At 59.3% G+C, this 22,366-nt stretch carries 25 protein-coding genes; 20 read left to right on the top strand and 5 right to left on the bottom strand.

Translation table 11 applies throughout. From position 1 onward, the window contains the following. Nucleotides 1-11: 11 nt before the first annotated feature. From mnmE to A7A09_RS09715, 3 genes are all read right to left on the bottom strand, one after another. Entirely contained in the window at nt 12-1,280 is a 1,269-nt protein-coding gene (gene mnmE / locus A7A09_RS09725; RefSeq protein ID WP_106691211.1) for a tRNA uridine-5-carboxymethylaminomethyl(34) synthesis GTPase MnmE, read from the bottom strand. Between the two features lie 10 nt (nt 1,281-1,290). Further along, nucleotides 1,291-2,562: a transcription termination factor Rho gene (gene rho / locus A7A09_RS09720; protein WP_106691210.1), complete on the bottom strand. Its 1,272-nt coding sequence runs from the start codon at nt 2,560-2,562 to the stop codon at nt 1,291-1,293. Nucleotides 2,563-2,689: 127 nt separating this feature from the next. After that, nucleotides 2,690-3,136, bottom strand: coding sequence for a CopD family protein (locus A7A09_RS09715; protein WP_106691209.1), 447 nt, complete (start codon nt 3,134-3,136; stop codon nt 2,690-2,692). A gap of 494 nt (nt 3,137-3,630) precedes the next feature. On the opposite strand from A7A09_RS09715, the gene A7A09_RS09710 reads away from it, so the two are divergent. Genes A7A09_RS09710 through A7A09_RS09695 form a run of 4 tightly spaced genes read left to right on the top strand, consistent with a single transcriptional unit; the run spans nt 3,631 to nt 6,695 of the window. Beyond that, on the top strand, nt 3,631-4,485 hold the full coding sequence (locus tag A7A09_RS09710) for a shikimate dehydrogenase (protein ID WP_106691208.1): 855 nt from the start codon (nt 3,631-3,633) through the stop codon (nt 4,483-4,485). Then, a complete protein-coding gene (gene coaE / locus A7A09_RS09705) occupies nt 4,482-5,069 on the top strand; it encodes a dephospho-CoA kinase (protein WP_106691207.1) in 588 nt (195 codons plus the stop codon). The genes A7A09_RS09710 and coaE overlap by 4 nt, the downstream gene beginning before the upstream one ends. Beyond that, the gene (gene dnaQ, locus A7A09_RS09700; protein ID WP_106691206.1) at nt 5,062-5,769 is read left to right on the top strand and encodes a DNA polymerase III subunit epsilon; all 708 of its coding nucleotides are present in this window, start codon (nt 5,062-5,064) and stop codon (nt 5,767-5,769) included. The genes coaE and dnaQ overlap by 8 nt, the downstream gene beginning before the upstream one ends. A gap of 53 nt (nt 5,770-5,822) precedes the next feature. Continuing rightward, entirely contained in the window at nt 5,823-6,695 is an 873-nt protein-coding gene (locus A7A09_RS09695) for a YihY/virulence factor BrkB family protein (RefSeq protein ID WP_106691205.1), read from the top strand. A gap of 42 nt (nt 6,696-6,737) precedes the next feature. Here A7A09_RS09695 and A7A09_RS09690 read toward each other — a convergent pair whose 3' ends face one another. Beyond that, complete coding sequence (locus A7A09_RS09690) at nt 6,738-7,541, bottom strand: response regulator (RefSeq protein ID WP_106691204.1); 804 nt, start codon at nt 7,539-7,541, stop codon at nt 6,738-6,740. A gap of 63 nt (nt 7,542-7,604) precedes the next feature. Here A7A09_RS09690 and A7A09_RS09685 point away from each other — a divergent pair, with 63 nt between their 5' ends. The 11 genes from A7A09_RS09685 (at nt 7,605) to A7A09_RS09635 (ending at nt 17,130) form a co-directional block, all read left to right on the top strand. Continuing rightward, entirely contained in the window at nt 7,605-7,784 is a 180-nt protein-coding gene (locus A7A09_RS09685; protein ID WP_245999256.1) for a NepR family anti-sigma factor, read from the top strand. 3 nt (nt 7,785-7,787) lie between these two features. Next, the gene (locus tag A7A09_RS09680) at nt 7,788-8,387 is read left to right on the top strand and encodes an RNA polymerase sigma factor (protein ID WP_106691203.1); all 600 of its coding nucleotides are present in this window, start codon (nt 7,788-7,790) and stop codon (nt 8,385-8,387) included. A gap of 10 nt (nt 8,388-8,397) precedes the next feature. Then, on the top strand, nt 8,398-10,197 hold the full coding sequence (locus tag A7A09_RS09675; RefSeq protein ID WP_245999255.1) for a sensor histidine kinase: 1,800 nt from the start codon (nt 8,398-8,400) through the stop codon (nt 10,195-10,197). A 79-nt stretch (nt 10,198-10,276) separates the two neighbouring features. Continuing rightward, nucleotides 10,277-10,972 carry a paraquat-inducible protein A gene (locus A7A09_RS09670; RefSeq protein WP_106691339.1) on the top strand — a complete coding sequence of 232 codons (696 nt, stop codon included), beginning with the start codon at nt 10,277-10,279 and terminating at the stop codon, nt 10,970-10,972. Continuing rightward, nucleotides 10,969-11,661 (top strand): paraquat-inducible protein A, encoded by a 693-nt coding sequence (locus tag A7A09_RS09665; protein ID WP_106691202.1) that lies wholly within the window; start codon nt 10,969-10,971, stop codon nt 11,659-11,661. The genes A7A09_RS09670 and A7A09_RS09665 overlap by 4 nt, the downstream gene beginning before the upstream one ends. Further along, on the top strand, nt 11,658-14,006 hold the full coding sequence (locus tag A7A09_RS09660) for an MlaD family protein (RefSeq protein ID WP_106691201.1): 2,349 nt from the start codon (nt 11,658-11,660) through the stop codon (nt 14,004-14,006). Before A7A09_RS09665 ends, A7A09_RS09660 begins: the two co-directional genes overlap by 4 nt. Before the next feature lie 7 nt (nt 14,007-14,013). Then, the gene (locus A7A09_RS09655; protein WP_106691338.1) at nt 14,014-14,658 is read left to right on the top strand and encodes a PqiC family protein; all 645 of its coding nucleotides are present in this window, start codon (nt 14,014-14,016) and stop codon (nt 14,656-14,658) included. 88 nt (nt 14,659-14,746) lie between these two features. Next, nucleotides 14,747-15,661 (top strand): thioredoxin, encoded by a 915-nt coding sequence (trxA, locus tag A7A09_RS09650; RefSeq protein WP_106691200.1) that lies wholly within the window; start codon nt 14,747-14,749, stop codon nt 15,659-15,661. Then, nucleotides 15,661-16,287 (top strand): LON peptidase substrate-binding domain-containing protein, encoded by a 627-nt coding sequence (locus A7A09_RS09645; RefSeq protein WP_106691199.1) that lies wholly within the window; start codon nt 15,661-15,663, stop codon nt 16,285-16,287. The genes trxA and A7A09_RS09645 overlap by 1 nt, the downstream gene beginning before the upstream one ends. After that, complete coding sequence (locus tag A7A09_RS09640; protein ID WP_106691198.1) at nt 16,284-16,478, top strand: Trm112 family protein; 195 nt, start codon at nt 16,284-16,286, stop codon at nt 16,476-16,478. The genes A7A09_RS09645 and A7A09_RS09640 overlap by 4 nt, the downstream gene beginning before the upstream one ends. 7 nt (nt 16,479-16,485) lie before the next feature. Beyond that, nucleotides 16,486-17,130 (top strand): rhomboid family intramembrane serine protease, encoded by a 645-nt coding sequence (locus A7A09_RS09635; RefSeq protein WP_170167066.1) that lies wholly within the window; start codon nt 16,486-16,488, stop codon nt 17,128-17,130. Nucleotides 17,131-17,184: 54 nt separating this feature from the next. Here the strand turns inward: A7A09_RS09635 and A7A09_RS09630 are convergent, their stop codons facing one another. Then, complete coding sequence (locus A7A09_RS09630) at nt 17,185-18,534, bottom strand: MFS transporter (protein WP_245999254.1); 1,350 nt, start codon at nt 18,532-18,534, stop codon at nt 17,185-17,187. A gap of 122 nt (nt 18,535-18,656) precedes the next feature. Here A7A09_RS09630 and A7A09_RS09625 point away from each other — a divergent pair, with 122 nt between their 5' ends. The 5 genes from A7A09_RS09625 to A7A09_RS09605 all read left to right on the top strand — a co-directional run bounded on the left by A7A09_RS09625 (nt 18,657) and on the right by A7A09_RS09605 (nt 22,345). Continuing rightward, nucleotides 18,657-19,442: an exodeoxyribonuclease III gene (locus A7A09_RS09625; RefSeq protein ID WP_106691196.1), complete on the top strand. Its 786-nt coding sequence runs from the start codon at nt 18,657-18,659 to the stop codon at nt 19,440-19,442. A gap of 307 nt (nt 19,443-19,749) precedes the next feature. Then, on the top strand, nt 19,750-20,700 hold the full coding sequence (locus A7A09_RS09620) for a flagellin N-terminal helical domain-containing protein (protein ID WP_106691336.1): 951 nt from the start codon (nt 19,750-19,752) through the stop codon (nt 20,698-20,700). Nucleotides 20,701-20,781: 81 nt separating this feature from the next. Then, nucleotides 20,782-21,147, top strand: coding sequence for a flagellar biosynthesis regulator FlaF (flaF, locus tag A7A09_RS09615; protein ID WP_148043637.1), 366 nt, complete (start codon nt 20,782-20,784; stop codon nt 21,145-21,147). Next, nucleotides 21,144-21,548: a flagellar biosynthesis repressor FlbT gene (gene flbT, locus A7A09_RS09610; RefSeq protein WP_106691194.1), complete on the top strand. Its 405-nt coding sequence runs from the start codon at nt 21,144-21,146 to the stop codon at nt 21,546-21,548. The genes flaF and flbT overlap by 4 nt, the downstream gene beginning before the upstream one ends. Then, nucleotides 21,548-22,345, top strand: a complete 798-nt coding sequence (locus tag A7A09_RS09605; RefSeq protein WP_211341090.1) for a DUF1217 domain-containing protein — start codon at nt 21,548-21,550, stop codon at nt 22,343-22,345. The genes flbT and A7A09_RS09605 overlap by 1 nt, the downstream gene beginning before the upstream one ends. Nucleotides 22,346-22,366 lie beyond the last annotated feature (21 nt).

Raw genomic sequence — 22,366 nt, 5'->3', positions numbered from 1 at the left:
GTGAAACATCCTCACTTTCCGATACAAAATGACGTAAAGATAACATCCAGATACTCTTCTGCGCCGATTCTGCCAAGTAGCCGGTCCAATGATGCGGCCGCTTGCCTGATTGCTTCAGCCAAAAGCTCCGGTGGAAGCCGCTCCAAGTCGGAAAGAGCGTTTCGCGCTTCAACCAAGGCGTTCAATTGGCGTTCGTGACTGACGATACCTGCCCCGGCAACCCGTGACGACAACCTATCATGTATATGTGAAAGTAGTGCGTCCATTCCTTCACCGGTAACGGAAGATACGGCATTCTCGCACCGTTTGTCCGGATCAAGATCAAGCTTGGTCGTGACGGTTATATCTCCATCGCGCCACAGATCCTGATCTGCTTCACCAGTTTCCGACAGATGCAGCCTGAGATCTGCTGCCAAGGCTCTCTGCCTGGCACGATCAACACCCATCTGTTCAATCTCGTCAGTGGACAGGCGCAATCCAGCAGTATCAAGGAAAGTCACCGCCAAGCCGTTCAAATCCAGCCGCAGTTCGATGATATCCCGCGTCGTCCCGGCAATATTCGAAACCAGAGCAACATCCCGCCGCGCGATTCGATTGATAAAACTCGATTTACCGACATTCGGAGCCCCAATGACAGCGACCTCGAATCCCTTCCGCAAGCGCTCGGCCGCAGGGAAACCACCAATCTCGTGATCGAGAAGAACCTTCAGCTCCGCGAGTATGGAGAAAACCTCCTGCGGGACTTCCTCCGGAACCTCTTCGTCGGCAAAATCGACACTCGCCTCGACAAGGGCGCCAGCGCGAATCAATTTTCCGCGCCAGATTTCCGCTTTACCGCCGATCTCCCCATTCGCAGCTCGAACCGCCAACTGCCGCTGCGCCTCGGTTTCTGCTTCCAGAAGATCGCCCAGACCTTCCACTTCAGCCAAGTCCATGCGGCCGGATTGGAATGCCCGGCGCGTAAATTCACCAGCCTCGGCCTGCCGCGCCCCGCATGTTGCGAGCGCCTGCGCCACGCGGCGCACAACAACCGGAGCACCATGCAGATGGAACTCGGCAACCTCTTCCCCGGTAAAGCTGCGACCTTCCTGGAACCAGATGACCAATGCCTGATCAAGCACCTCCCTACCATCCCGGATGGATCGCAAATATCCATGCCGGGCATCGGGCAATGGTCCGGCCAACCGTTCCGCCACCTCTCTTGCGCCGTCACCGCTCAGTCGGATGACCGAAACGCCCCCCCGCCCAGGCGAGGTGGCTTCGGCAAAAATCAGATCCATGGTAATCTCGTCAGGCGTTCATTGAATCGAAGAACTCGGAATTGGTCTTCGTTTGCTTCAATTTCGAAATCAGGAATTCAACAGCATCGGTCGTTCCCATCGGATTGAGGATCCGCCGAAGAAGATATGTCTTTTGCAGATCCCTCGCCTCGACCAGAAGTTCCTCTTTCCGAGTGCCGGATTTCAGAATATCCATTGCCGGGAACACGCGCTTGTCGGCGACTTTGCGATCAAGCACGATCTCGCTGTTGCCCGTCCCCTTGAACTCTTCAAAGATGACCTCATCCATCCGCGAACCCGTATCGATCAGCGCAGTGGCAATGATCGTCAGGGAACCGCCTTCCTCGATATTCCGCGCCGCGCCAAAGAATCGCTTGGGCCTTTGCAACGCATTCGCATCGACACCACCAGTAAGCACCTTGCCCGAACTCGGAACGGTTGTGTTAAATGCCCTACCAAGTCTTGTGATTGAGTCGAGAAGAATAACAACATCTCGCTTATGCTCAACCAGACGCTTGGCTTTTTCAATTACCATCTCACTCACGGCAACATGTCGGCTCGCCGGTTCATCGAAGGTCGAAGAAACGACCTCACCACGCACGCTCCGTTGCATATCGGTAACTTCTTCGGGACGCTCATCGATCAGCAAAACGATCAGGTAGCACTCCGGATGATTACGTTCGATGGAATGCGCAATATTCTGCAGGAGTACCGTCTTACCGGTACGGGGGGGTGCCACGATCAAGGATCGCTGTCCTTTGCCGATTGGCGCGACCAGATCGATGATCCGTGCACTGCGGTCCTTGATCGTCGGGTCCTCGATCTCCATGTTCAATCGCTGATTGGGGTAAAGCGGGGTCAGGTTGTCGAAGGCAACCTTGTGCCGGGCCTTCTCGGGATCCGAGAAATTGATCCGCTCGACTTTCGTAAGGGCGAAGTAACGCTCGTTCTCCCCCGGCGCACGGATCACACCCTCGACGGTATCGCCAGTTCGCAGGGAGAACTGACGGATCATATCCGGGCTCACATAGATGTCGTCAGGGCCGGGAAGATAATTGGCTTCGGTCGAGCGCAAGAACCCGAACCCGTCCTGTACCACCTCCAGAACGCCCTCTCCGCCGATATCCCAGCCCTCTTCGGCATGTTCCTTCAGGATCGAGAACATCATCTCGCCCTTGCGCATGGTCGAGGCGTTCTCGATTTCCCACTCTTCCGCCATCGATAGCAGATCGGCCGGGCTCTTGGCTTTAAGCTCGGACAGGTTAAGGCGCTCTTCGCTCATCTTGTAACCTCGTGAACGCCAGAGAATGAGACCCGGCGCAATCATGAATATAATGGAGAATCCCGCACCGGACGGCCGGGTTTGAGCGTCAAATAAGCTTCAATGGACCTCGAGTCAATCATCAGGGTCAGTATTTCACGATCACCGAAAGAACGATCAGGATCATCAGCAATGTCGGAACCTCGTTCATCATGCGATAGCGTCTGCCTCCAGACGACTCCCCACGCGCCAGACACTGCCTTTGAGTCGCACACCATCCGTGAAACCAGGTCATCGCCAGAACACATGCCATCTTGACCCAGGGCCAGATCAACGACCAATCCACGATTCCGGGGGTAAATGCCAAGCACAACCCACTGATCCACACCGCGATCATTGCCGGACGCATGATGAAAGCCAGAAGCTTGCCTTCCATAATGGAAAAACTGCGCCCGGGCTCACCATCCTCCATGCCGCGTTCCGCATGATAGACGAACAAGCGCGGCAGATAGAACAGACCAGCCATCCAGGAGAGCACGGCCATCACGTGGAATGCTTTCACATAAGGATAGATGGTCAGGAATAGCTCGGTCATGAAAATTCTCCCGCTGAGCCCTATCTAAATAAGAAGAAGATAGAAAGGAATGTTGTTGTTATAGGGGCTGGGGAGAATGGGATCATCCGGTTGTCTACATCTCCTTCCAAAGATTCCACGACTGTGGATAAGCAGGAACAAGCTTCGGTAATTGATATAAATATTATTTAAAAACAAACAATTAAATTGTGGATAAATCTGGGGAATCAATCCTGATCAGAATGTTATCAACAGGTGGCAGATTGGCGGGACAGCTTTGTCCACCTGTGGACAATCCGGGACCGTTCATGCTTGGTTCCAGGCCGTTCAGGGAAGATCCGCGGGGGTGTCGGCCTTATCAACGGATTCTCCCGAAGATATCCGCATGTTTCATCCACAAGGGTGAGTCCATTGCGCCACAACCACGGTCCCGACTCCGGCAAGGATCTCATTTCCCCCACGCGATCGGTCGACACTCTGCTACAATCCCGAAAAATGGCAAAGCATAGTGAGAAATGACTGAAGACACGCCTATCAGCGAGATCCGGCACGCCCCCCTCGCCGGCGTGATCGGGCTGCCGATTGCGCATTCACGATCACCGAAACTCCATGCACATTGGTTGAAGCGCTACGCGATCGACGGGTATTACATCCCCATGCCGGTCATGCCCGAAAATCTCGCCGAGATGCTACGGGCGCTTCCCAGGCTGGGATTTGTCGGCATCAACGTAACCATCCCCCACAAGGAGGCGGTGCTTACGCTGGCGGATGTGGTCACGGATCGTGCCGCATTGATCGGGGCGGCGAACACATTGATTTTCCGACCGGATGGCAAGATCCACGCCGACAATACGGACGGCTACGGCTTTATCGCCAATCTGCGGCAATCCGCGCCTGAATGGGTTCCGGATCGCGGACCCGCGGCCATTATCGGGGCCGGTGGCGCAGCGCGGGCCGTAGTCGCATCCCTGCTCGACAGCGGCGTGGGTGAACTCCGGATCACCAATCGAACCAGGGTCCGGTCCGAGCAGATCCGTTCGGAATTCGGCGCACGTGTCATCGTTTATGACTGGGCACAGGCGGGTAACATGCTGGAAGGTTCCGCGACGGTCGTGAACGCGACATCCTTGGGGATGCGGGGCAAGCAGCCGTTGCGAATCCCGCTCGATGCGCTATCGCCGGACGCTCTGGTCACCGACCTCGTCTATACACCGCTGATCACGCCGTTTCTGGCCGAAGCGCAGGCGCGCGGATGCCGCATAGTGGACGGGTTGGGAATGCTGCTGCACCAGGCCGCACCGGGATTCGAGCGCTGGTTCGGTCAGCGTCCGACCGTTGATGACGAAACCCGCCGGATCGTTCTTGAATGACCTACAAGCTTGGCCTGACCGGCAGCATTGGCATGGGGAAATCGACCACCGCAAGGATGTTTCACGATCTCGGATACCCGGTATGGGATGCCGATGAGGCGGTGCATCGGCTCTATGCGCCCGGAGGCGCGGCGGTAAAGCCGATCGCAGCCAGATTTCCAGGAAGCCTCGGCAATGACGGTATTGATCGCGAAGCATTGAAACGGATCCTGGCCGAGGATCCCGATGCGCTGAAAGACCTGGAAGCGATCGTTCATCCGCTCGTTGCGCAAGACCGGGAAAATTTCATTCGTGAACATGCCGCCAGGCAGATCGTGGTGCTGGATATACCCTTGCTTTTCGAGGGCGGTTCGGAACGGCAGCTGGACGGTGTGGCCGTCGTTTCAACACATGCGGAGATCCAGCGCGAGCGTGTACTCTCGCGGCCCGGTATGACAGAAGAGCATTTCCGGATGATCCTTTCGCGCCAGATGCCCGATGCGGAAAAACGTGCGCGTGCCGATTGGATCATTCCGACCGATACGCTGGAAGGCGCCCGCTCCGCCGTCGAACGAATTTGCAGGGAGATTGTGACGAATGCGTGAGATCGTCCTGGATACCGAAACCACCGGCTTCGATGCGGAAAAGGATGACCGTATCGTCGAAATCGGCGCGCTCGAATTGCTCAACCATTTGCCGACAGGCCGGACCTTTCACGTCTATATCAACCCGGAACGTTTCATGCCTACCGAGGCGTTCGAGGTCCATGGCCTTGGCGACGATCTCCTGCGCGACAAGCCGAAATTCGCGGAAATCGCCCAGGATTTCCTCGATTTCGTAGGGGATGACGCCAAGCTGGTGATCCATAATGCCAGCTTTGACATGAAGTTCCTGAACGCGGAACTGAAGCGCGCGGGTCTGCCCACCCTTCCATGGGGCCGCGCTCTCGATACCCTGGCTTTGGCTCGCGAGAAATTTCCCGGTGCCCCGGCGTCCCTGGATGCGCTTTGCAGACGCTTCCGCGTGGACAATTCCGGGCGCGAGCTACACGGCGCCCTGCTGGATTCGGAGCTTCTGGCAGAGGTATATCTCGAACTGATCGGAGGGCGGCAACCCGACCTCGTGCTCGATCAACCAAGCGAGGAGAAATCCGAAGACGAAGACCAGGCCGCTCCAACCACGATACGCCCCCTGTCGCGGCCGAGACCGCTACCGTCTCGATTGACCGAGACCGAGGCGGCAGCGCATGCCGAGCTTGTTTCGAAAATGGGCGATGCATCCATTTGGGCGCGTTACACCGGTTGAGATCCAGTCGAAGCTGGAACCGGGCAAAGTCGGACAAGATCGAGGAAAAGCCCATGCTATACGCGTTCCGAGAGCTCTGGTCCTTCTGGCAAGCGGTTCTTGACCGGATGGACAAGATCCATATGGGTCTCATCGCTGCGGGCGTGGCCTTCTATGCGATGTTTGCCGTTTTTCCCGGCCTTGCCGCGATCATTGCGCTTTGGAGCCTGTGGTTTGATCCAAATGTCATCATGGCCTATGTGGAAGTCGCCCACGAGTTTCTTCCCGATGGCGCGGCGGGAATCATAGACACCCAGATCAGATCGCTGACCGCTGCCGGTCGCACCTCCATCGGATGGGCGTCCCTTGTCTCCTTCCTGGTCGCGACCATCTCGGCGCGGGCGGGAGTCGATGCCCTGATCAATGGGCTGAACGCGGCTCACGGGGTGCGTCGGCGCTCCACGATCTTTCGCTTCATCAGGGCCTATCTGCTGACATTGGCGATTGTCGGGGTGTCATTGGCCGGAATGGCCACCATCGTCATCATACCCATCTTGTTGAACTTCCTGGTCATCGGGCAAGTCCGCGCATGGTTCCTGACCGCGTTGCCCTGGGCGGGAATGTTCCTGCTGGTCATTCTGGGGATAGGCATCCTGTATCGCTACGGCCCGAACGTGAAGGCGTCGCGAACCCCCCTGCTGACATGGGGCGGATTGTTCGCCACGCTCCTATGGGCCGCCGCGTCGATAGGCTTCTCGGCATATCTTGGCAGCTTCAACAGCTATAACAGGATCTACGGCTCCATCGGCACGGTTGTCGCACTTCTGATGTGGTTCTATCTCGCTGGCTTTTCCGTGCTTCTGGGTGCGGTGATCAATATCGAGCTTGCCCACAGGAAACGCCTGCGGATCGCGCGCGCGGCGCGGCAACCGATCGAGACGGGGTGAGGCAAGGGGCCTGTTACCACCCCTGCGATTGCCGGAACGGCCTCAGGCCTCCAGCCCCTCGGTCGTGGCGAAGAACATCGCCTGAGACACGGCCGAGCGGACCTGTTCCTCGTTATAGGGTTTCGAGATCAGGAAGGCCGGTTCGGGCCGGTCGCCGGTTAGCAGCCTGTCCGGGAATGCGGTGATGAAGATCACCGGGATTTCACCCAGGTCCCGCAACAGGTCATTGACCGCATCGATCCCCGAAGATCCGTCGGCAAGCTGAATGTCGGCAAGGATCAGATCGGGTCTCTCGCTTTCGGCCAGTTCGATGGCGGCGGAATGGGTTCGGGCAATGCCGGTGACATCGTGCCCCATCGCCTGCACGATGCCCTTGAGATCCATGGCGATGATGGTCTCATCCTCGATCACCATGACCCGGCCGGCAATCGCGTCGCTCATTTCGTTCAAGGCGATCTGGATCAGTTCCTCTGCCTCTGGCTGGCCGATCCCCATGATATGGGCGATCTGATCGTAACGCAGCTCTTCTATGGTGCGCAGGAGCAGGGCTTCGCGTGAATTCGGTGTCAGCTTGCGCAAACGGTCCTGGGCGCCCTTTTCCCGGGCCGACAGGTCGGATTCCTCGACCGGCTCGCCAGAACTTTGCCAGATCGCGTGAAAGGCGCGGAACAGGCCGATGCGCGTGTCATTCTCTCCGTCCAGCACCGAGCGATCGGAAAGAATGGCCTCCAGGGTCGCGGCGGCATAGGTGTCGCCTGCCTTCTGACTGCCGGTCAATGCGCGCGCGTAGCGCCGCAGATATGGAAGTTCGCGCCCGACGGATTGGGCAAGATTTGCAGCGGACATGACGTCTATCCTCGAATTTCGCAGGTTGCGCGGAACCATCACCCACCCCTACATGTTGGAAGGATGGCGCACAAGATTACCGGGACTAACGAAAAGATGACACCTAAGCGAGAAGACAACCGCAGGGACGCGATCCAGAAGCAGATCGATGAGAACTTGCGGCGGGTGTATGAACAGGACAGTTCCGACGAAATTCCCGATCGTTTTCTTGAATTGCTGCAAAAATTGCGCGAGCAGGAGTAACAGATGACACCTGCCGACAAATCCGGCGGTGAGCGCAAAGACGCCATCGCCCAGACCGATCCGCGCGAAGAACTGGTCGAACATCTTCCCGCGTTGCGCGCATTTGCGCTGTCGCTGACACGCGAGGGTGCATCCGCGGATGATCTGGTGCAGGACACCATCGTCAAGGCATGGACAAATATGGACAAGTTCCAGGCCGGGACGAATCTGCGGGCATGGCTGTTCACAATCTTGCGAAACACATTCTATTCCGCCCGCCGCAAGACGAAGCGGGAGGTCAGCGACAGCGATGGCCTTCACGCCGCGCGCCTCTCGACACGTCCGGATCATGACGGGCGTCTGGCCTTGCGCGATTTCCGTGTGGCCTTTGAACAATTGCCGGATGAACAGCGCGAGGCATTGATTCTGGTGGGAGCGTCGGGTTTCTCGTATGAGGAAGTTGCCGAGATGACCGGGGTGGCTATCGGAACCGTGAAATCACGCGCAAATCGTGGTCGGCGCAAACTGGCCGAACTGTTGCATCTGGAAGAAAACGAAGAGTTGAGCATGAACGATCAGGTCACTCTCGCCGTAATGGCACCGAATCAACCCGTGCGCCGCTGACCTTGTTCAAGTGGTATCGCTGCGCCGTCTGACCGAAGGACTGGAGTTCACCAAGCGGCTTGGTTTCCGCCTTGGCATGCTGCTTTCCGTCGCGATCCTGCCGATCGGCCTGATGTCACTGATCCAGAACCTCAACCTGTCACGGGAAGCGGAACGCAGCGCCGAGATCGCGCTTCTCGGCCGCACCGCATCCGCTGCATCGGGCGAGAGGGCGCTGTTGCAAAGCGCATTGGGTTCGGCCGATGCCTTGGGTCCGGGCGTGCTGGATGCGATGGATCAGCAGCGGAACTGTTCCGATCTCATGCGGAACTTCATCGAGCGCAGCGCAACTTATGTCTATGCCGGCTTCGTGCCTCTGAACGGGGTAAGCACCTGTCATTCCGGACCTTTGTCCGATGCTGTCGCCGATATGCGCGAATCCCCTGCCTACCAGAATTTCGTCAACGAACCCGGGACGCTTGTCACCTCTCTGGACGACGGTTCCGACGGCGATCCATCGGTGATCCAGGTCATGCAGCCGCTCTATCGGGACCGGGAACTGCTCGGATATATCGCTGTCGCGCTGACCCATGAATTGCTGCGTTCGACGCATTCGATCAGCTTCGGCACGGAAGGCGCAAAGATTGCCACCTTCAATCACAGGGGCGAGATTCTGACCGCCGATAGCGGTTCCGGCGACAGCGCGACCGATATCCTGCCGCAGGGAACCGAATTGGTCAGTCTCTTGTCCAGGACCGAGACAACCTTCCGCGATTATTCCAATACCGGAGAGCTGCGCGTCTTTACCGTGGTTCCGGTCGTTCCGGGCCTGGTCTATGCGCTTGGCAGTTGGAGCCCCAAGATCGCCGGTGTGGGGGTGCTGCAACTGTCGCGTTTCGGTGCCGTATTGTTTCCGGTCACCTTGTGGCTGGTGTCGCTGGCCGTTGCCTATTTCGCCGTGTTCCGCCTTGTCTTGCGCCATATCAGCGAGCTTCGCGGCCAGATGCGCCGCTTTGCCATCGGTAATCGGGACATCGCTCCCCCGGTTCTGTCCGACGCACCGACGGAGATCGCCGATGTCAGCCAGACCTTCCACAACATGGCCCGCATCCTGATCCGGGACGAAGAGGCGATGGAGGCAGCGGTTGCCGAGAAGACCGTGCTTCTCAAGGAACTCCATCACCGCGTGAAGAACAATCTCCAGCTGATCGGCTCGATCATCAACATGCAAAGCCGCGTCATCGAGGATAACGACGCCAAGCGCGTCCTGCGCTCGGTTCAGGACCGGGTGGCCGCTCTGGCCACGATCTATCGAAATCTCTACCAGGCCGAGCATCTCGATGCCGTCGAAGCCGACCGCCTGCTGGGCGACATCATCAACCAGATGGTGAATGTATCCGTCGAACCCGGATCGAACTTGAGGGTCGATACCAGGCTCGAACCATTGACGCTCTTGCCCGACCAGGCGGTTCCCCTGTCGCTGCTGGCAACCGAAGCTTTCACGAACGCGCTGAAATACGCTGGAAAACCGGATGACGAAAGCGCGGCATGGGTGCGGGTGAGCTTGACCAAGGCGGCGGATGACGCGGGTGTTCTGGAAATCGTCAACTCTATCGGAAAGCAAGAGAATGAGGCCGAGGGAACCGGTCTCGGAAGTCAATTGATCGAAGCATTCTCGACTCAGCTCCAGGGTGAAACCAGCTTTGGTGTGGAAGGCAAGACTTTCGTCATGCGCCTGCCATTCCGGATCGAGATGCCGAAACCGAATGTTCAACCGGATATCAAGAATGTAGTATTGACCTCCGCCGCACGGGGCGGCGCCCAGCACTGAGGGAAAAAACACAAGGACTTAGCCCATTCGTGAACCTGTACTTGCACCGGTTGGCAGTCGGCCTATCTTGATGAGTGTGATGAAGAGCAAGGACGGATATGATCTGCAGACCGGCGAGGGGCTGATGGCCTGCCCGCGCTGCGACGCATTGCATGTCGAGGAAGAGCTGACCGCCGGCGAAAGAGCCCGCTGCATTCGTTGCGGAACGGTTCTGGCAAATCCGCGCAGCGGGGCGTTCGTGCAGCTTATCGCATTGGCCTTCACCACCATGGTATTGATGATGGGTGCGGTCTTCTTTCCCTTCCTCGAAATCTCGCGGATGGGTATCGGCAATGCGACCTCGCTATTCGGCGTGGCCTTGGCCTTTGCGGACGGATTCCTGCTGCCATTGGTTCTTGCCGTTCTGATCATGATCGTCGGGCTTCCGGTGCTGCGGTCCTTCCTGCTGCTTTACACGCTGGTGCCTCTTGCCCAGGGTAGGCCCGCCCGCCGCCATGCCGCGACCGCCTTTCGCCTGTCCGAGCATCTGCGCCCATGGTCGATGGCCGAGATCTTCGTCATCGGCACCTCGGTTGCGCTGGTGAAGGTGGCGGGGTTGGCGAATGTGCATCTGGGCCCGGCGTTCTGGGCATTCTTTGCACTGATCTTCGTCAATCTGGTGTCACGCGGCTTCATGTGCCAGACGACCATCTGGGATGCGATCGAGGATAGCGGCGGCCGGACGGATGGCCGTGAAATGGTCGAGACGCCAAAACCCGAAACGGCGCAGTCATGAGCAATGCGCCGGATCCGCATGATGACGGACCCGTTTTGACCGCCCATCGCGCGGGGCTGATCGGCTGCCGCAGCTGTGGTCGGGTCTGGCCCGCCGAGCAGGCGGTCTGCAAACGCTGTGGCGAGCATCTGGTCCCGCCGGACCGGCGGCGGCTGCAATATGTCTGGGCGTGGCTGTTTGCGGGGATCATCACCTATATCCCGGCGAATATCTTCCCGATGATGCGCACGCAGACCTTCGCGGGACTGCAAGGCAGTTCCGAAGCGACCATTCTCGAAGGCGTGGTGGAACTGATCCATCATGGCAGCTACGATATTGCTGCGATCGTGTTCGTCGCCTCGATCATCGTGCCGATCGCGAAATTCGTGGCGATCACCTGGTTGGCGCTGGTTGCGGGACGGCCCGCAACGGTTGACCAGGCGCATACCCGGCTCAAGATTTACGAGATTGTCGAATTCATCGGGCGATGGTCCATGATCGACGTTTTCGTGGTGGCGATCCTCTCGGCCCTGGTGCAACTGGGCTTCGTGGCCTCGATCCATCCGGGCCCCGCTGCGGTTTCTTTTGCATTATCAGTTGCTTTCACGATGCTTTCGGCGCAAAGCTTCGATCCAAGGCTGATCTGGCGGGGGCTTCCTCTGCGCAGCCGTGGTAACAGTAACGATGGTCGGGGAACACAGGCAGGATGAGCGAAACCCAACCGCCATTGAAACCGGCAAGCCCGGTTCGCAAGACTGCCGCAAGGGCGGCGCGGGCCGGAGTCAACGTGATCTGGCTGGTGCCCATTCTGGCGCTGGTCGTGACTCTCGGTGTGGCGTGGAATTCCTATTCCAATCGCGGCACTCTCATCGAGGTGGAATTCGCTGACGCGACGGGCATCACACCAGGCGAAACGGCGCTGCGCTTTCGCGAGATCACGGTCGGGCAGGTCGAGGCGGTGAAGTTCACCCCCGACCTTTCCAGGGTCAGCGTCGAACTGCGCGTCGATCCCGATGTTGCGAAATATATCGATGACGAGGCCAGTTTCTGGATCGTACGCCCGCAGGTCACCGCACAGGGGGTTACCCGGCTGGACACGGTGCTGACCGGGGCATTCATCGAGGGCTATTGGGATTCCAAGGTCAGCAAAAGACAGGCCGAGTTCGTCGGCCTGGACCGTCCGCCGCTCGTCCGGAGCGATGCCAAGGGCAGTTGGATCATATTGTCCATGGATAGCGCCGATGGCCTGACAGAAGGTGCTCCGGTGCTGTATCGGGGGGTTCAGGTCGGACGGATGGACAATATTCGCCTGTCCGAAGATGATGACCGGGTGATCGCCAATGCCTTCATCGAGGCCCCGCATGACAAGCGCCTTACCAGTGCGACGGTGTTCTGGGATACTTCCGGCTTCTCCCTGTCACTGGGAACGCGGGGGGTTTCGTTCAACGTGAACTCTCTCTCGTCGCTTCTGCAGGGCGGTGTCGCCTTCGACACGCTCGTCAGCGGTGGAAAGCCGGTTGAAACAGGCCAGATCTTCACGGTCCAGCCGGATGAAGAGACCGCCCGAAGCAACCTGTTTATCGAAGACGAGTCCAGGCAACTGCACCTGAATGTTCTGGTAGACAATTCCGTCGGTGGATTGACGAAGGGCTCGGATGTCCAGTTTCTCGGGCTGAAGGTCGGCACGGTCACGGATCTTGCCGTCTATGTGGACGAAGAAGAGGCCGGACCCGTGACGCTGCAACAGGTCACTATCGCGGTTTCGCCTAGCCGGATGGGGCTATCGACCGACGCCACTGCGGAAGACGCGCTCGAATTCCTTCGGGATTCGGTCAAGTCGGGGCTGCGGGCAAGAGTCGCCAGCACCGGTTTCTTCGGTAGCGCATTGATGATCGAACTGGTCAATATCCCGACCGCCCCGGCGGCGGAGATCGACATGGATGCCGAGCCCTACCCGATCATTCCTGCGGTCGAGGGCGATATTTCGGACTTCACGGAAACGGCCGAGGGTTTCATGAGCCGTATCGGAGAATTGCCGATCGAGGAGGTGCTGAAATCCGCGACCGACATGATGAACAGCGTTACCGCCCTGACCAGCTCGCAAGACACGCGGGCGATCCCGGAGAGCCTGCGCAAGACCGTTGACGAGGCCCAGACGACGCTGACCGATCTTCGAGAGATGGTTCAGGAATTCCGCGATGCCGGTGCGGTCGATAATGCCGGCACGGCGCTCGCCTCGGCCAGCGAGATCGCAGACAAGCTGAACACTGCCGCAGATCGGCTGCCAGCGATTCTCGAGTCGCTGGAAAAGGCGTCGGCCTCCGTGCAGGATGTGGATTTCGCGTCGATCGGTGCGCAGCTTGATGCGACCTTGCAGGATCTGCGCGACGTGATCGGAACGCCGGAAGCCGAAGCGCTGCCTGCCAAGATCAGCACTCTGGTGGATACCCTGGACAGCGCCGCAACCCAGATCGATACGCTCGCAAGCGAGATCCAGCAATCCGGGGCGAGCGCGAACATGGGCAAGATGATCGATGAGGCGACGGCCGCCTTTGAATCGGTCCAGGTTGCTGCCGAGGATGTTCCCGGCATGGTTGATGATATCGAAGAGGTAGCCGCCAAGGCCAAGGAGATCGATTTCGCCGCGATTGGCACGCAGCTGGAGGGAATACTGACCGATTTGCGCGCCATGCTGGGCAGCGAGGATGCCGAGGCATTGCCTCGCAACCTGTCGGATACGCTGGAAGCTGCTGCCGGTCTGCTGAATGATCTGCGCGACGGCAATGCGGCCGGTAGTCTGAACAACGCGCTGGATTCGGCCAGTGTTGCGGCGGATGAGATTGCCGAAGCGGTGCAGGATCTGCCCGGCCTGATCAAGCGGCTGCAGGCAACGGCGGCGCGGGCCGATGCGGTGCTGGCCGCTTACGGCGACCGCTCGGCCTTCAACAGCGAGGCTGTGGGCATGTTGCGCGAACTGCGGCGCGCGACGGAATCCTTCGGATCTCTGGCAAGGATGATCGAACGTAATCCGCGCGCCTTTATCTTGGGACGATGACATGATCATGAGACGCTTTTCCGCCCGTCAAGTATCCGCTCTGCCGTTTCTTGGCCTGTTGCTGATCCTGTCGGCCTGCTCGAACCCGGAGAAGACCGGGCGCTTCCTGATCGACCCGCCCTCGACGCGGGCGCAGGTGCCCAACCGGTTGGGAACGGCGGAGCTGAAGGACGTGTCGCTGCCCGATTATGCCGCCGATCAGGAAGTGATGTGGCAAACCGAAGATGGTGCTGTCCGGTCCAATCCGGATAATCTCTGGGCGGACAATCCCAAACGCGGTTTCACCTTGGCGCTTGCACGCGAGATATCAGACATCTCGGGCGCGACGGTGATCGGGGAGCCCTGGCCCCTGGCCGAGCCTCCTCAGCGCGTCCTGGAGGTGAGGGTCGAGAAGGCGCTGGCGCAGGCGGATGGAATATATCGGCTGAGCGGACGTTACTTCGTTTCGGACGAGGAAAGTGGAGGCACCAATCACGCCCGCAGCTTTGACATTTCCGTACCGATGTCCGGCGATCAGCCTTCGGCCATCGCCGGGGCAATGTCGCAGGCGATAAGTCAGCTTGCACAACAGATCGCCACGCTCGGCGGGCCGGGCCGGACAATCGCCACGCGAGCCAGCTCCGATCCGTTCGCACTGGATCCCATCTTCTGACCGGTCGGGGCCAATCAACCCTTTCGTTCATGGCTTCGACCCCCCATATTGCGACCAACCACAGATACCAGCCGTTTTTGGGGGCAACATGACCATGCTTTTCGACGCTGCGCAGGACGCGCCGCAGTCTGGCGATTTCATCCGCGACGTGACCGAAGCCGACTTCATGGCCGAGGTGGTCGAGAAATCCATGGAGATTCCCGTCGTCGTGGATTTCTGGGCACCGTGGTGCGGTCCTTGCAAGACATTGGGGCCCCAGCTCGAAGAAGAGGTGGCGCGGCACAAGGGCCGGGTCCGGATGGCAAAGGTCAATATCGACGAGAACCAGATGATCGCGGCACAATTGCGGGTGCAATCGGTTCCGACCGTCTATGCCTTTTTTCAGGGCCGTCCGGTGGATGCCTTCCAGGGCGCTGTCCCGCAAAGCCAGATCAAGCAGTTCATTGACAAGCTGGCCGCACTTGGCGGCGATGACGGCGGGCTGACCGAGGCCCTGGCCGCAGCCGAATCCATGCTCGAGGAAGGTGCCGCCTCCGACGCGATCGAAACCTTTGCTGCCATCATCGGCGAAGAGGCCGAGAATTCCGAGGCATGGGGCGGATTGATCCGCGCGCATCTGGCGGCAGGCGACGCCGCCGCCGCGGCTTCGAGCTTGCAGCAGGTTCCGGCCTCGATTGCCGGGACCGCGCCGATCGAGGCCGCCCGGGCGCAGCTGCAACTGGCCCAACAGGCCGAGAACGCGGGCCCGTTGGGCGATCTGCAGGCCAGGGTCGAGGCAAATCCCGAGGATCAGCAGGCGCGGCTTGAATATGCTCAGGCGCTTCATGCCGCCGGAGAGGTCGAGGAGGCGGTCGAGATCCTGCTGGACAGTTTCCGCCGCGACCGCGACTGGAACGACGGTGCCGCAAAGGCTCAGCTCCTGACGATTTTCGACAGCCTCAAGCCGAATGACCCGATCGGCCAGAAGGGTCGCCGGAGGCTGTCCTCGCTGATCTTCGCCTGATGGGCTTTCGCTTTGATCTGCCCACGCGAATCGCGCTGTTTCCGCTTTGCGAGGTGGTGATGCTGCCTCGCGCCAAACTGCCACTGCATATCTTCGAGCCGCGTTACCTGCAGTTGCTGGACGATGTGCTCAAGACCGATCATCGCCTGATCGGCATGATCCAGCCCGATGGAAACCGGCTCGCCGCCATCGGCAGCGCGGGCCGGGTCATCGCCTTTTCGGAAAGCGAGGATGGGCGGATGATGATCTCGCTTCGTGCGGTCTCGCGCTTTCGGCTGGCGGGGATAGAGGACGGCTTTACTCCTTACCGGCAGGGCGAGGTTGATTGGGCGGGGTTCGAACGGGATCTCGATGGTCCCGAGACGGATCCCGGACTTGACCGTTCGGCATTGCTGGACAAGCTGCGCCGCTATGCCGAGGCATTACAGCTTTCGGCAGATCTGGAATCCGCCGCAAAGGCCGCCGACGAAACCTTGATCAACGCCTTTTCAATGATGCTGCCCTTTTCATCCGGCGAGAAGCAGGCCTTGTTGGAGGCCCGCACCCTGACCGACCGCCGTGTGCTGCTGGAAGGGCTGATGGATTATGCGCTGCATGGCGGCGAAAACGAAGAACCTATGCAATGACCGACATTCCCAACCCCCGATTCGACCGCCACATGCTGGAAGCCCTGGTCTGCCCGGTCACCCATGCGGTGCTGCATTACGATGCGGAACGGCAGGAACTGGTGTCCAAAACCGCAGGCCTCGCCTTTCCGATCCATGAGGGTATCCCGGTCATGCTGATCGATGAGGCCCGCCAGATCAAGGCGGACTGACGGTGTCATGACCCAACAGGCCAGACCGAGCCTTCCCCACTGGATGATCGCGCTGATCCTCGTCTGTTGCGTGATCGAGGCGGGCCTTTGGCTCGCCCCGATGCTGGGATATGGCGGGGTGCGCGTCGCGGTGAACCTCGCAGGGGGATTCTGGTCTCCCCTGTTATGGCGCGGCGGTGGACTCTATCCCGGCCAACCGGTGCTGATGTTCGTGACATACGGGCTGTTGCATGGCGGTCTGGCGCATCTGGCCATGAACATGTTCTCGCTCGCCGCGGTCGGGCGGGAACTTGCGCGTTTCCTGCGGCCGTTGCCGATGCTTGCCGTCTATCTCGTTTCGCAGATTGCAGCGGGCGTGCTTTTCGCCCTGATCTCCCCGGCGCCGGGTCCGATGGTCGGCGCGTCGGGGGCGATCTTCGGCCTTGCCGGTGCGCTGATCGGGCAGGCGATCAAATGGCGGCGCAGCCGCCGTATGTCGATGAGGCCGATCTGGCGCGCCGTGCTGATCATCGGCGGGCTGAATATCGCCCTGACCCTGCTGGTGCCGCAAATTGCCTGGCAGGCCCATCTGGGAGGGATTATCGCCGGGTTCGTCATGGGTCTGCTTTTGCCGCTCAAGCGTGATCGATTTGGGGCGCGGGCGCTCCGCTAGACCCACCTTGATCGCCGGATCTGTCCGCCGCGCCCCGAGATGACCCGCGCCATGCTAACCGATGGCCTGATCCCGCGTTTCCGTCTTGATCAGCATCAATGCCGCGGCTCCCAGAAGCAGCAGGATGGCGAATACTCCGATGGCAAAGCCGAAGCCGCGGGCAAAGGCCACCGCAAGCAGGCTCGGCGCAAGAATACCCCCCAGTCTCGCCATGGAACTTGCGGTTCCCATGCCGGTGCCGCGCAGGTTGGTCGGGTAGAGTTCCGGCGTAAAGGCATAAAGCGCGCCCCAAGTTCCCAGCAGCGCAAAGCTCATCAGGATCAGCGAGGCGGCGATCAGCCCGGTCGAATCCGCAATGGTGAACAGAAAGCATCCCGCCGCGCTGAGCAGCAGGAATCCCATCAATGTATTACGGCGGCCGATTGCCTCGACTCCCCAGGCGGCCAGCGCATAGCCGGGGATTTGCGCAAGGGCAAGGATCACCAGGAAACCGAAGCCCCGCACGAAACCGAAGCCTTCGGTTGCCAACTGCCCCGGCACCCAGATGAAAACACCGTAATAGGACAGCGAGACAAGGAACCAGACTGCCAGCACGCCAAGGCTGCGATTGCGCAATGCGGGCGCGAAGATCGAGCGTTCCGCAGAGGCGGGAACCGGTGCCGGAACGATTTGGACGTCATCGCCAAGTGTCTCTGCGCCATTGGCCGCCAATACCCGGTTGATCACCTGTCGCGCCTCGGGCTGACGCTTGTTCCGGATCAGGTACATTGGCGATTCCGGCACCCAGAGGCGCAGCCAGAACCCGATCAGCGCAGGCAGTGCCGCGATCGCGAATATCCATCGCCACGCGGCGGGCGCCCCCATGGTGGAGGCGATCCATGCCGTCAACGCGATCACGATGGTGCCAACCGCCCAGAAGCCCTCCAGCCAGACCAGCCAGCGGCCGCGGTTCCTGGGCGGCAGGAACTCGGCCATCATGGCGTAATCGACGGGTAGCGTGCCGCCGACCGCAATGCCGGTCAGGAAACGCAGCGCCAGCAGGAAGGTGAAATCATTCGCGAAGACCGAGGCGAGGCCGAATACCGCATCCATCGCCACGGTAAACAAGAGCACATTGCGCCGTCCGATCCGATCGGCCAGCCGTCCAAAGGCGAATGCCCCGACGAACATGCCCAGGAAGAACAACGTGCCGATCTGCAGCGCGGTGACCCGCTCCAGCCCGAAAGTCGCCGCGATGCTTGGCGCTGCGAAACCGACCGCGATCACCTGCATCGCATCCGCCGCCCAGACCAGCCCGAAGATCGCCAGCAGCCGCCATTGAAAGCGCCCGGTTCCGCCTTGCGCCAAGGCGTCGTCCACGGTCATCTGCATGATCTGCTCTCCGGCCCCGATGTCTTCATGCATGGATAACCGCAGCGCCCGCCTTCACCAAGGGACATCCCGTCGAAAAAGCGGTTTCCGTCAGGTCAGTGCGGCTCGACATGTTCTGGCGTCGCAGCTAGGCTCTGCCGCAAAGGAGCCCGCCCATGTTCACACTCGCCACCTGGAACATCAACTCGGTCCGCCTGCGCGAGGGCCTTGTCGCAAGATTGCTGCGCGAGGAAAGCCCCGACATCCTCTGCCTGCAGGAATGCAAGTCCCCGGTCGAGAAGATCCCGATGGAGGCTTTCCGGGAACTGGGCTACGATCACATCGTCGCGCGCGGGCAAAAGGGTTACAACGGCGTCGCCATCCTGTCGCGCCTGCCAATCGAGGATGCGGGTGATCGCGACTATGCGGGGCTTGGGCATGCACGGCACGTTGCGGCACGGCTGCAGAATGGCGTCGTGATCCACAACATGTATATCCCGGCAGGAGGTGACATCCCCGACCGCGAGCAGAACGAGAAATTCGGCCAGAAGCTGGATTTCGTGGCCGAGATGCGGGATGTCTTTCACGCCGACCGGCCAAAGCGGTCGATCATGGTCGGCGATTTCAACATCGCCCCCCGCGAGGATGACGTCTGGTCGCACAAGCAGCTTCTCAAGGTCGTCAGTCATACCCCGATCGAGGTCGAGCATCTTCTGGATGCCCAGGCAGCGGGCGAATGGGTGGACATCACGCGCAAGGACATTCCCGAAGGGCAGCTTTATTCCTGGTGGAGCTATCGCGCGCGGGATTGGGACGCGGCCGACAAGGGCCGGCGTCTGGATCACATCTGGGCCAGCACCGACATCGCCAATGCGGGCCATGGCAGCCGGGTGCTGCGGGATGTGCGGGGCTGGGAAAAACCCAGTGACCATGCGCCGGTCTTTGCCAGCTTCGATCTGTAAATTCGTTCAAATGCAATCCGAATGACGGTCGCCCTGCCGTGACAGCGGCACGTAGCGGCCTGCATTCGCTTGCGATGAACTGGCGGGGGCAGCCTGCCCCGTATTTCGTCGCGGCGATGTGCCGAAATTGAGTAAAATGCAAGGCGAACATTGTTTGTAAGCCCTTGGGCATTCGTGTTTTATCAACCCCACGCAGGCATAACCCGTCAATGCGGGGCCGCGTATGAATAGAAATTCCCCGCCGGTCAGAAGGCCATATCAAACGAAACCGCGGCGTAAAACCTGCCGCAACTAAATGGAGGTCTTTATGACCAGCATTCTGACGAATAACGGCGCCATTGTCGCTCTTCAGACCTTGAAGATGACGAATATGCATCTGGAAAAGACGCAACAGCAAATTTCCACCGGCAAGAAAATCGGAAGTGCCAAGGATAATGCAGCATTGTGGTCAATCGCCAAGATCATGGAAACCGATGAAACTGGATTTCGGGCGATCAAGAACAACTTGAATGCCGCCGGTCAGACTGTCGCAACCGCCGTGGCTGGCGCGAACGAAATAACCGATGTTCTGAAGGACATGATGGACCTTGCTACGAACGCGGGTACCGACGGGTTTGATTTCGCGACCGTCAACGACCAGATCACCAATAAGCATAAACAAATCAAGGCTATCATTTCCGGTACGCAGATGAACGGTGTGAACCTGCTGAAAAAGAATGTCAGTGGGACCAAGACGGATTTCACGATTCTGGCTTCGTTGGATAGATCGTCCGGCACTGGCGCACCGGCTATCGGTACGATCGTAGTGAATGGACTTGGTTTTGACCAAAATGTGGCTTCCGCGCCAACGGTTGTATACAGTGGGGATTCCGCCCCATCGACCCCTAGTGGCGGTACTACTGCACCTGCTACGGGCGCTGCGCCTGCTACGGCCACGACTGGATTCTCCGGCAGTATCACTCAAGTGACGGACACGGCCTCCGCGCATCAGGCGCTCGCTCAACTCACACTCATGCACGACCTTGCTGTTAAGGGCACGGCTGCGTTGGGCAATGCGGCGAAGCGGATCGAAGATCAAGTGAGTTTTGTTACGAATCTGGCTGATTCTCTGAAGCTGGGTATCGGCTCGCTGGTCGATGCGGATCTTGAGGAATCCTCCGCGCGCTTGCAGGCCCTGCAGGCTCAGCAGCAGCTTGGCATTCAAGCCTTGTCGGTTGCTAACCAGGCGCCGCAGTCGGTTCTGGCCCTTTTCCGTTAAGGCCACTGTCAGCAACAATCTTCGGGGCGCGCGGACCAGTCGCGCCCCGATCTTTCAACCAAATGACAGGGAACCGGGTCATTGAACGCTTTAGCATCCGACTATTCGCACGGCTATGGAAATAATCCCGTACGCTCTGACCGGGATACCGAATATGCCATGCTTTCGCGCGTCACCTCAATGCTGCGCCGGGCTTCCGCCAGCGGCGATATCAGGGTTCAGATCGAAGCGGTGGGCAAGAATAACCAGCTATGGACGATCCTGGCCGCCGATCTTGCATCCGAAGGAAACGCCCTTCCCGACGATCTGCGTGCTCGCTTGCTCTCTCTGGCGAGTTTCTCCCTGCGCCATGGTCACGCCGTGCTGGTTCGCAAGGCAACCGTGAATGCCCTGATCGATGTGAACATGTCGATTATGAAAGGCTTGCGAGGCGAGGCCGGCGCATGAGCGGGCTCATTCTGAAACTCGGACCGAATGAGCGTGTCTTGATCAATGGTGCCGTTATCCAGAACTGTGATCGCCGGACGAAACTCTCGATCAAGACGCCGAATGTGCATGTGCTACGCTTGAAGGATGCCATCCATCCCGACATGGCGAACACCCCGGTTGCCCGCACCTGTTACATCGCGCAGCTCATTCTTTCTGGCGACGCCGAACCCGAAAAGGGCCGCAAGCAGCTTCTTGTTGCCATCGAACAGCTCAGCCAGGTCTTCGAGGATTTCGATAGCCGCAGAATACTGTCCTCGGCCACGGAACATGCGATCGCAGGGAACGCGTATCAGGTCTTGCGCCAACTGAAAAAGCTTCTTCCCCGCGAAGCCCGCCTTTTCGCTGCAGGAGAACAATGATGATATCCATATCAGTTGGACTTGGTGGAATCGCAGGATGGGGCATCCTGCAGCGCCTGGAAGGCCGCCAGAAAGCAATTCTGGCCAAGGATCCCATCATTCAACGCCAAACCAGGCATTTCCGCGACCGCATAGAACTCACGAAGATGGCAAGGGATCTGGTCGGTGATTACCGGATGCTCAGCGTCGCCTTGGGTGCCTTTGGCCTGGAAGATGATATCGGTAACAAGGCGTTCATCAGGAAGGTGCTGGAGTCCGATCTCGATGATCGCAGATCCCTGGCGAATCGGCTTGCCGATAAACGATATCTCCGCTTGGCGGAAGAATTCGGTTTTCAGGATGCAACTTCATCCGAAGCATCTGCTGCATCTCGTGATCCCGGCTTTGCCGAGCGGATCTCCCGTGCCTATCTGGATAGGGAGTACGAGCGCCGCGTTGGGCTTGGTGATGAGAATCTGCGCCTTGCCCTGAACGCCAAGCGAGAGATCGAGGCGTTTGCGAGCCGGGATTCGAGCGAGAAGGCACTGTGGTATGAAGTGCTTGGGAACCAGCCATTGCGGAAAGTATTCGAGAAAGCTTTCGGATTCGGCGATTATTTCGCGAAGATACCCGTAGACCGGCAATTGGCAGAGCTCACCAAGGCGTCCCGGCGGCTTTTCGGAAGCAGTTCCTTTAAAACCATCTCGAAGCCCGAGAATATCGAGAAAATCACCCGAAACTTTCTGATCAGGTCGGAAATCGCAACGACGAGCGGTCAAAACCGCTTCAGCGTGGCGTTGACCCTCTTGTCGCGATAGGCTGATGTTGCGCGAGACGCC

The organism is Paracoccus methylarcula (assembly GCF_003007735.2).
GTDB classification, from domain to species: Bacteria; Pseudomonadota; Alphaproteobacteria; order Rhodobacterales; family Rhodobacteraceae; genus Paracoccus; species Paracoccus methylarcula.
This window is presented reverse-complemented; position numbering and strand designations above follow the sequence as displayed.

What these genes read in the sequence shown, in the direction of transcription:
- mnmE (WP_106691211.1), bottom strand. Translation starts at nt 1,280, where the DNA reads ATGGATCTGATTTTTGCCGAAGCCACCTCGCCTGGGCGGGGGGGCGTT.
- rho (WP_106691210.1), bottom strand. Translation starts at nt 2,562, where the DNA reads ATGAGCGAAGAGCGCCTTAACCTGTCCGAGCTTAAAGCCAAGAGCCCG.
- A7A09_RS09715 (WP_106691209.1), bottom strand. Translation starts at nt 3,136, where the DNA reads ATGACCGAGCTATTCCTGACCATCTATCCTTATGTGAAAGCATTCCAC.
- A7A09_RS09710 (WP_106691208.1), top strand. Translation starts at nt 3,631, where the DNA reads ATGACTGAAGACACGCCTATCAGCGAGATCCGGCACGCCCCCCTCGCC.
- coaE (WP_106691207.1), top strand. Translation starts at nt 4,482, where the DNA reads ATGACCTACAAGCTTGGCCTGACCGGCAGCATTGGCATGGGGAAATCG.
- dnaQ (WP_106691206.1), top strand. Translation starts at nt 5,062, where the DNA reads ATGCGTGAGATCGTCCTGGATACCGAAACCACCGGCTTCGATGCGGAA.
- A7A09_RS09695 (WP_106691205.1), top strand. Translation starts at nt 5,823, where the DNA reads ATGCTATACGCGTTCCGAGAGCTCTGGTCCTTCTGGCAAGCGGTTCTT.
- A7A09_RS09690 (WP_106691204.1), bottom strand. Translation starts at nt 7,541, where the DNA reads ATGTCCGCTGCAAATCTTGCCCAATCCGTCGGGCGCGAACTTCCATAT.
- A7A09_RS09685 (WP_245999256.1), top strand. Translation starts at nt 7,605, where the DNA reads ATGGCGCACAAGATTACCGGGACTAACGAAAAGATGACACCTAAGCGA.
- A7A09_RS09680 (WP_106691203.1), top strand. Translation starts at nt 7,788, where the DNA reads ATGACACCTGCCGACAAATCCGGCGGTGAGCGCAAAGACGCCATCGCC.
- A7A09_RS09670 (WP_106691339.1), top strand. Translation starts at nt 10,277, where the DNA reads ATGAAGAGCAAGGACGGATATGATCTGCAGACCGGCGAGGGGCTGATG.
- A7A09_RS09665 (WP_106691202.1), top strand. Translation starts at nt 10,969, where the DNA reads ATGAGCAATGCGCCGGATCCGCATGATGACGGACCCGTTTTGACCGCC.
- A7A09_RS09660 (WP_106691201.1), top strand. Translation starts at nt 11,658, where the DNA reads ATGAGCGAAACCCAACCGCCATTGAAACCGGCAAGCCCGGTTCGCAAG.
- A7A09_RS09655 (WP_106691338.1), top strand. Translation starts at nt 14,014, where the DNA reads ATGAGACGCTTTTCCGCCCGTCAAGTATCCGCTCTGCCGTTTCTTGGC.
- trxA (WP_106691200.1), top strand. Translation starts at nt 14,747, where the DNA reads ATGACCATGCTTTTCGACGCTGCGCAGGACGCGCCGCAGTCTGGCGAT.
- A7A09_RS09645 (WP_106691199.1), top strand. Translation starts at nt 15,661, where the DNA reads ATGGGCTTTCGCTTTGATCTGCCCACGCGAATCGCGCTGTTTCCGCTT.
- A7A09_RS09640 (WP_106691198.1), top strand. Translation starts at nt 16,284, where the DNA reads ATGACCGACATTCCCAACCCCCGATTCGACCGCCACATGCTGGAAGCC.
- A7A09_RS09635 (WP_170167066.1), top strand. Translation starts at nt 16,486, where the DNA reads ATGACCCAACAGGCCAGACCGAGCCTTCCCCACTGGATGATCGCGCTG.
- A7A09_RS09630 (WP_245999254.1), bottom strand. Translation starts at nt 18,534, where the DNA reads ATGCATGAAGACATCGGGGCCGGAGAGCAGATCATGCAGATGACCGTG.
- A7A09_RS09625 (WP_106691196.1), top strand. Translation starts at nt 18,657, where the DNA reads ATGTTCACACTCGCCACCTGGAACATCAACTCGGTCCGCCTGCGCGAG.
- A7A09_RS09620 (WP_106691336.1), top strand. Translation starts at nt 19,750, where the DNA reads ATGACCAGCATTCTGACGAATAACGGCGCCATTGTCGCTCTTCAGACC.
- flbT (WP_106691194.1), top strand. Translation starts at nt 21,144, where the DNA reads ATGAGCGGGCTCATTCTGAAACTCGGACCGAATGAGCGTGTCTTGATC.
- A7A09_RS09605 (WP_211341090.1), top strand. Translation starts at nt 21,548, where the DNA reads ATGATATCCATATCAGTTGGACTTGGTGGAATCGCAGGATGGGGCATC.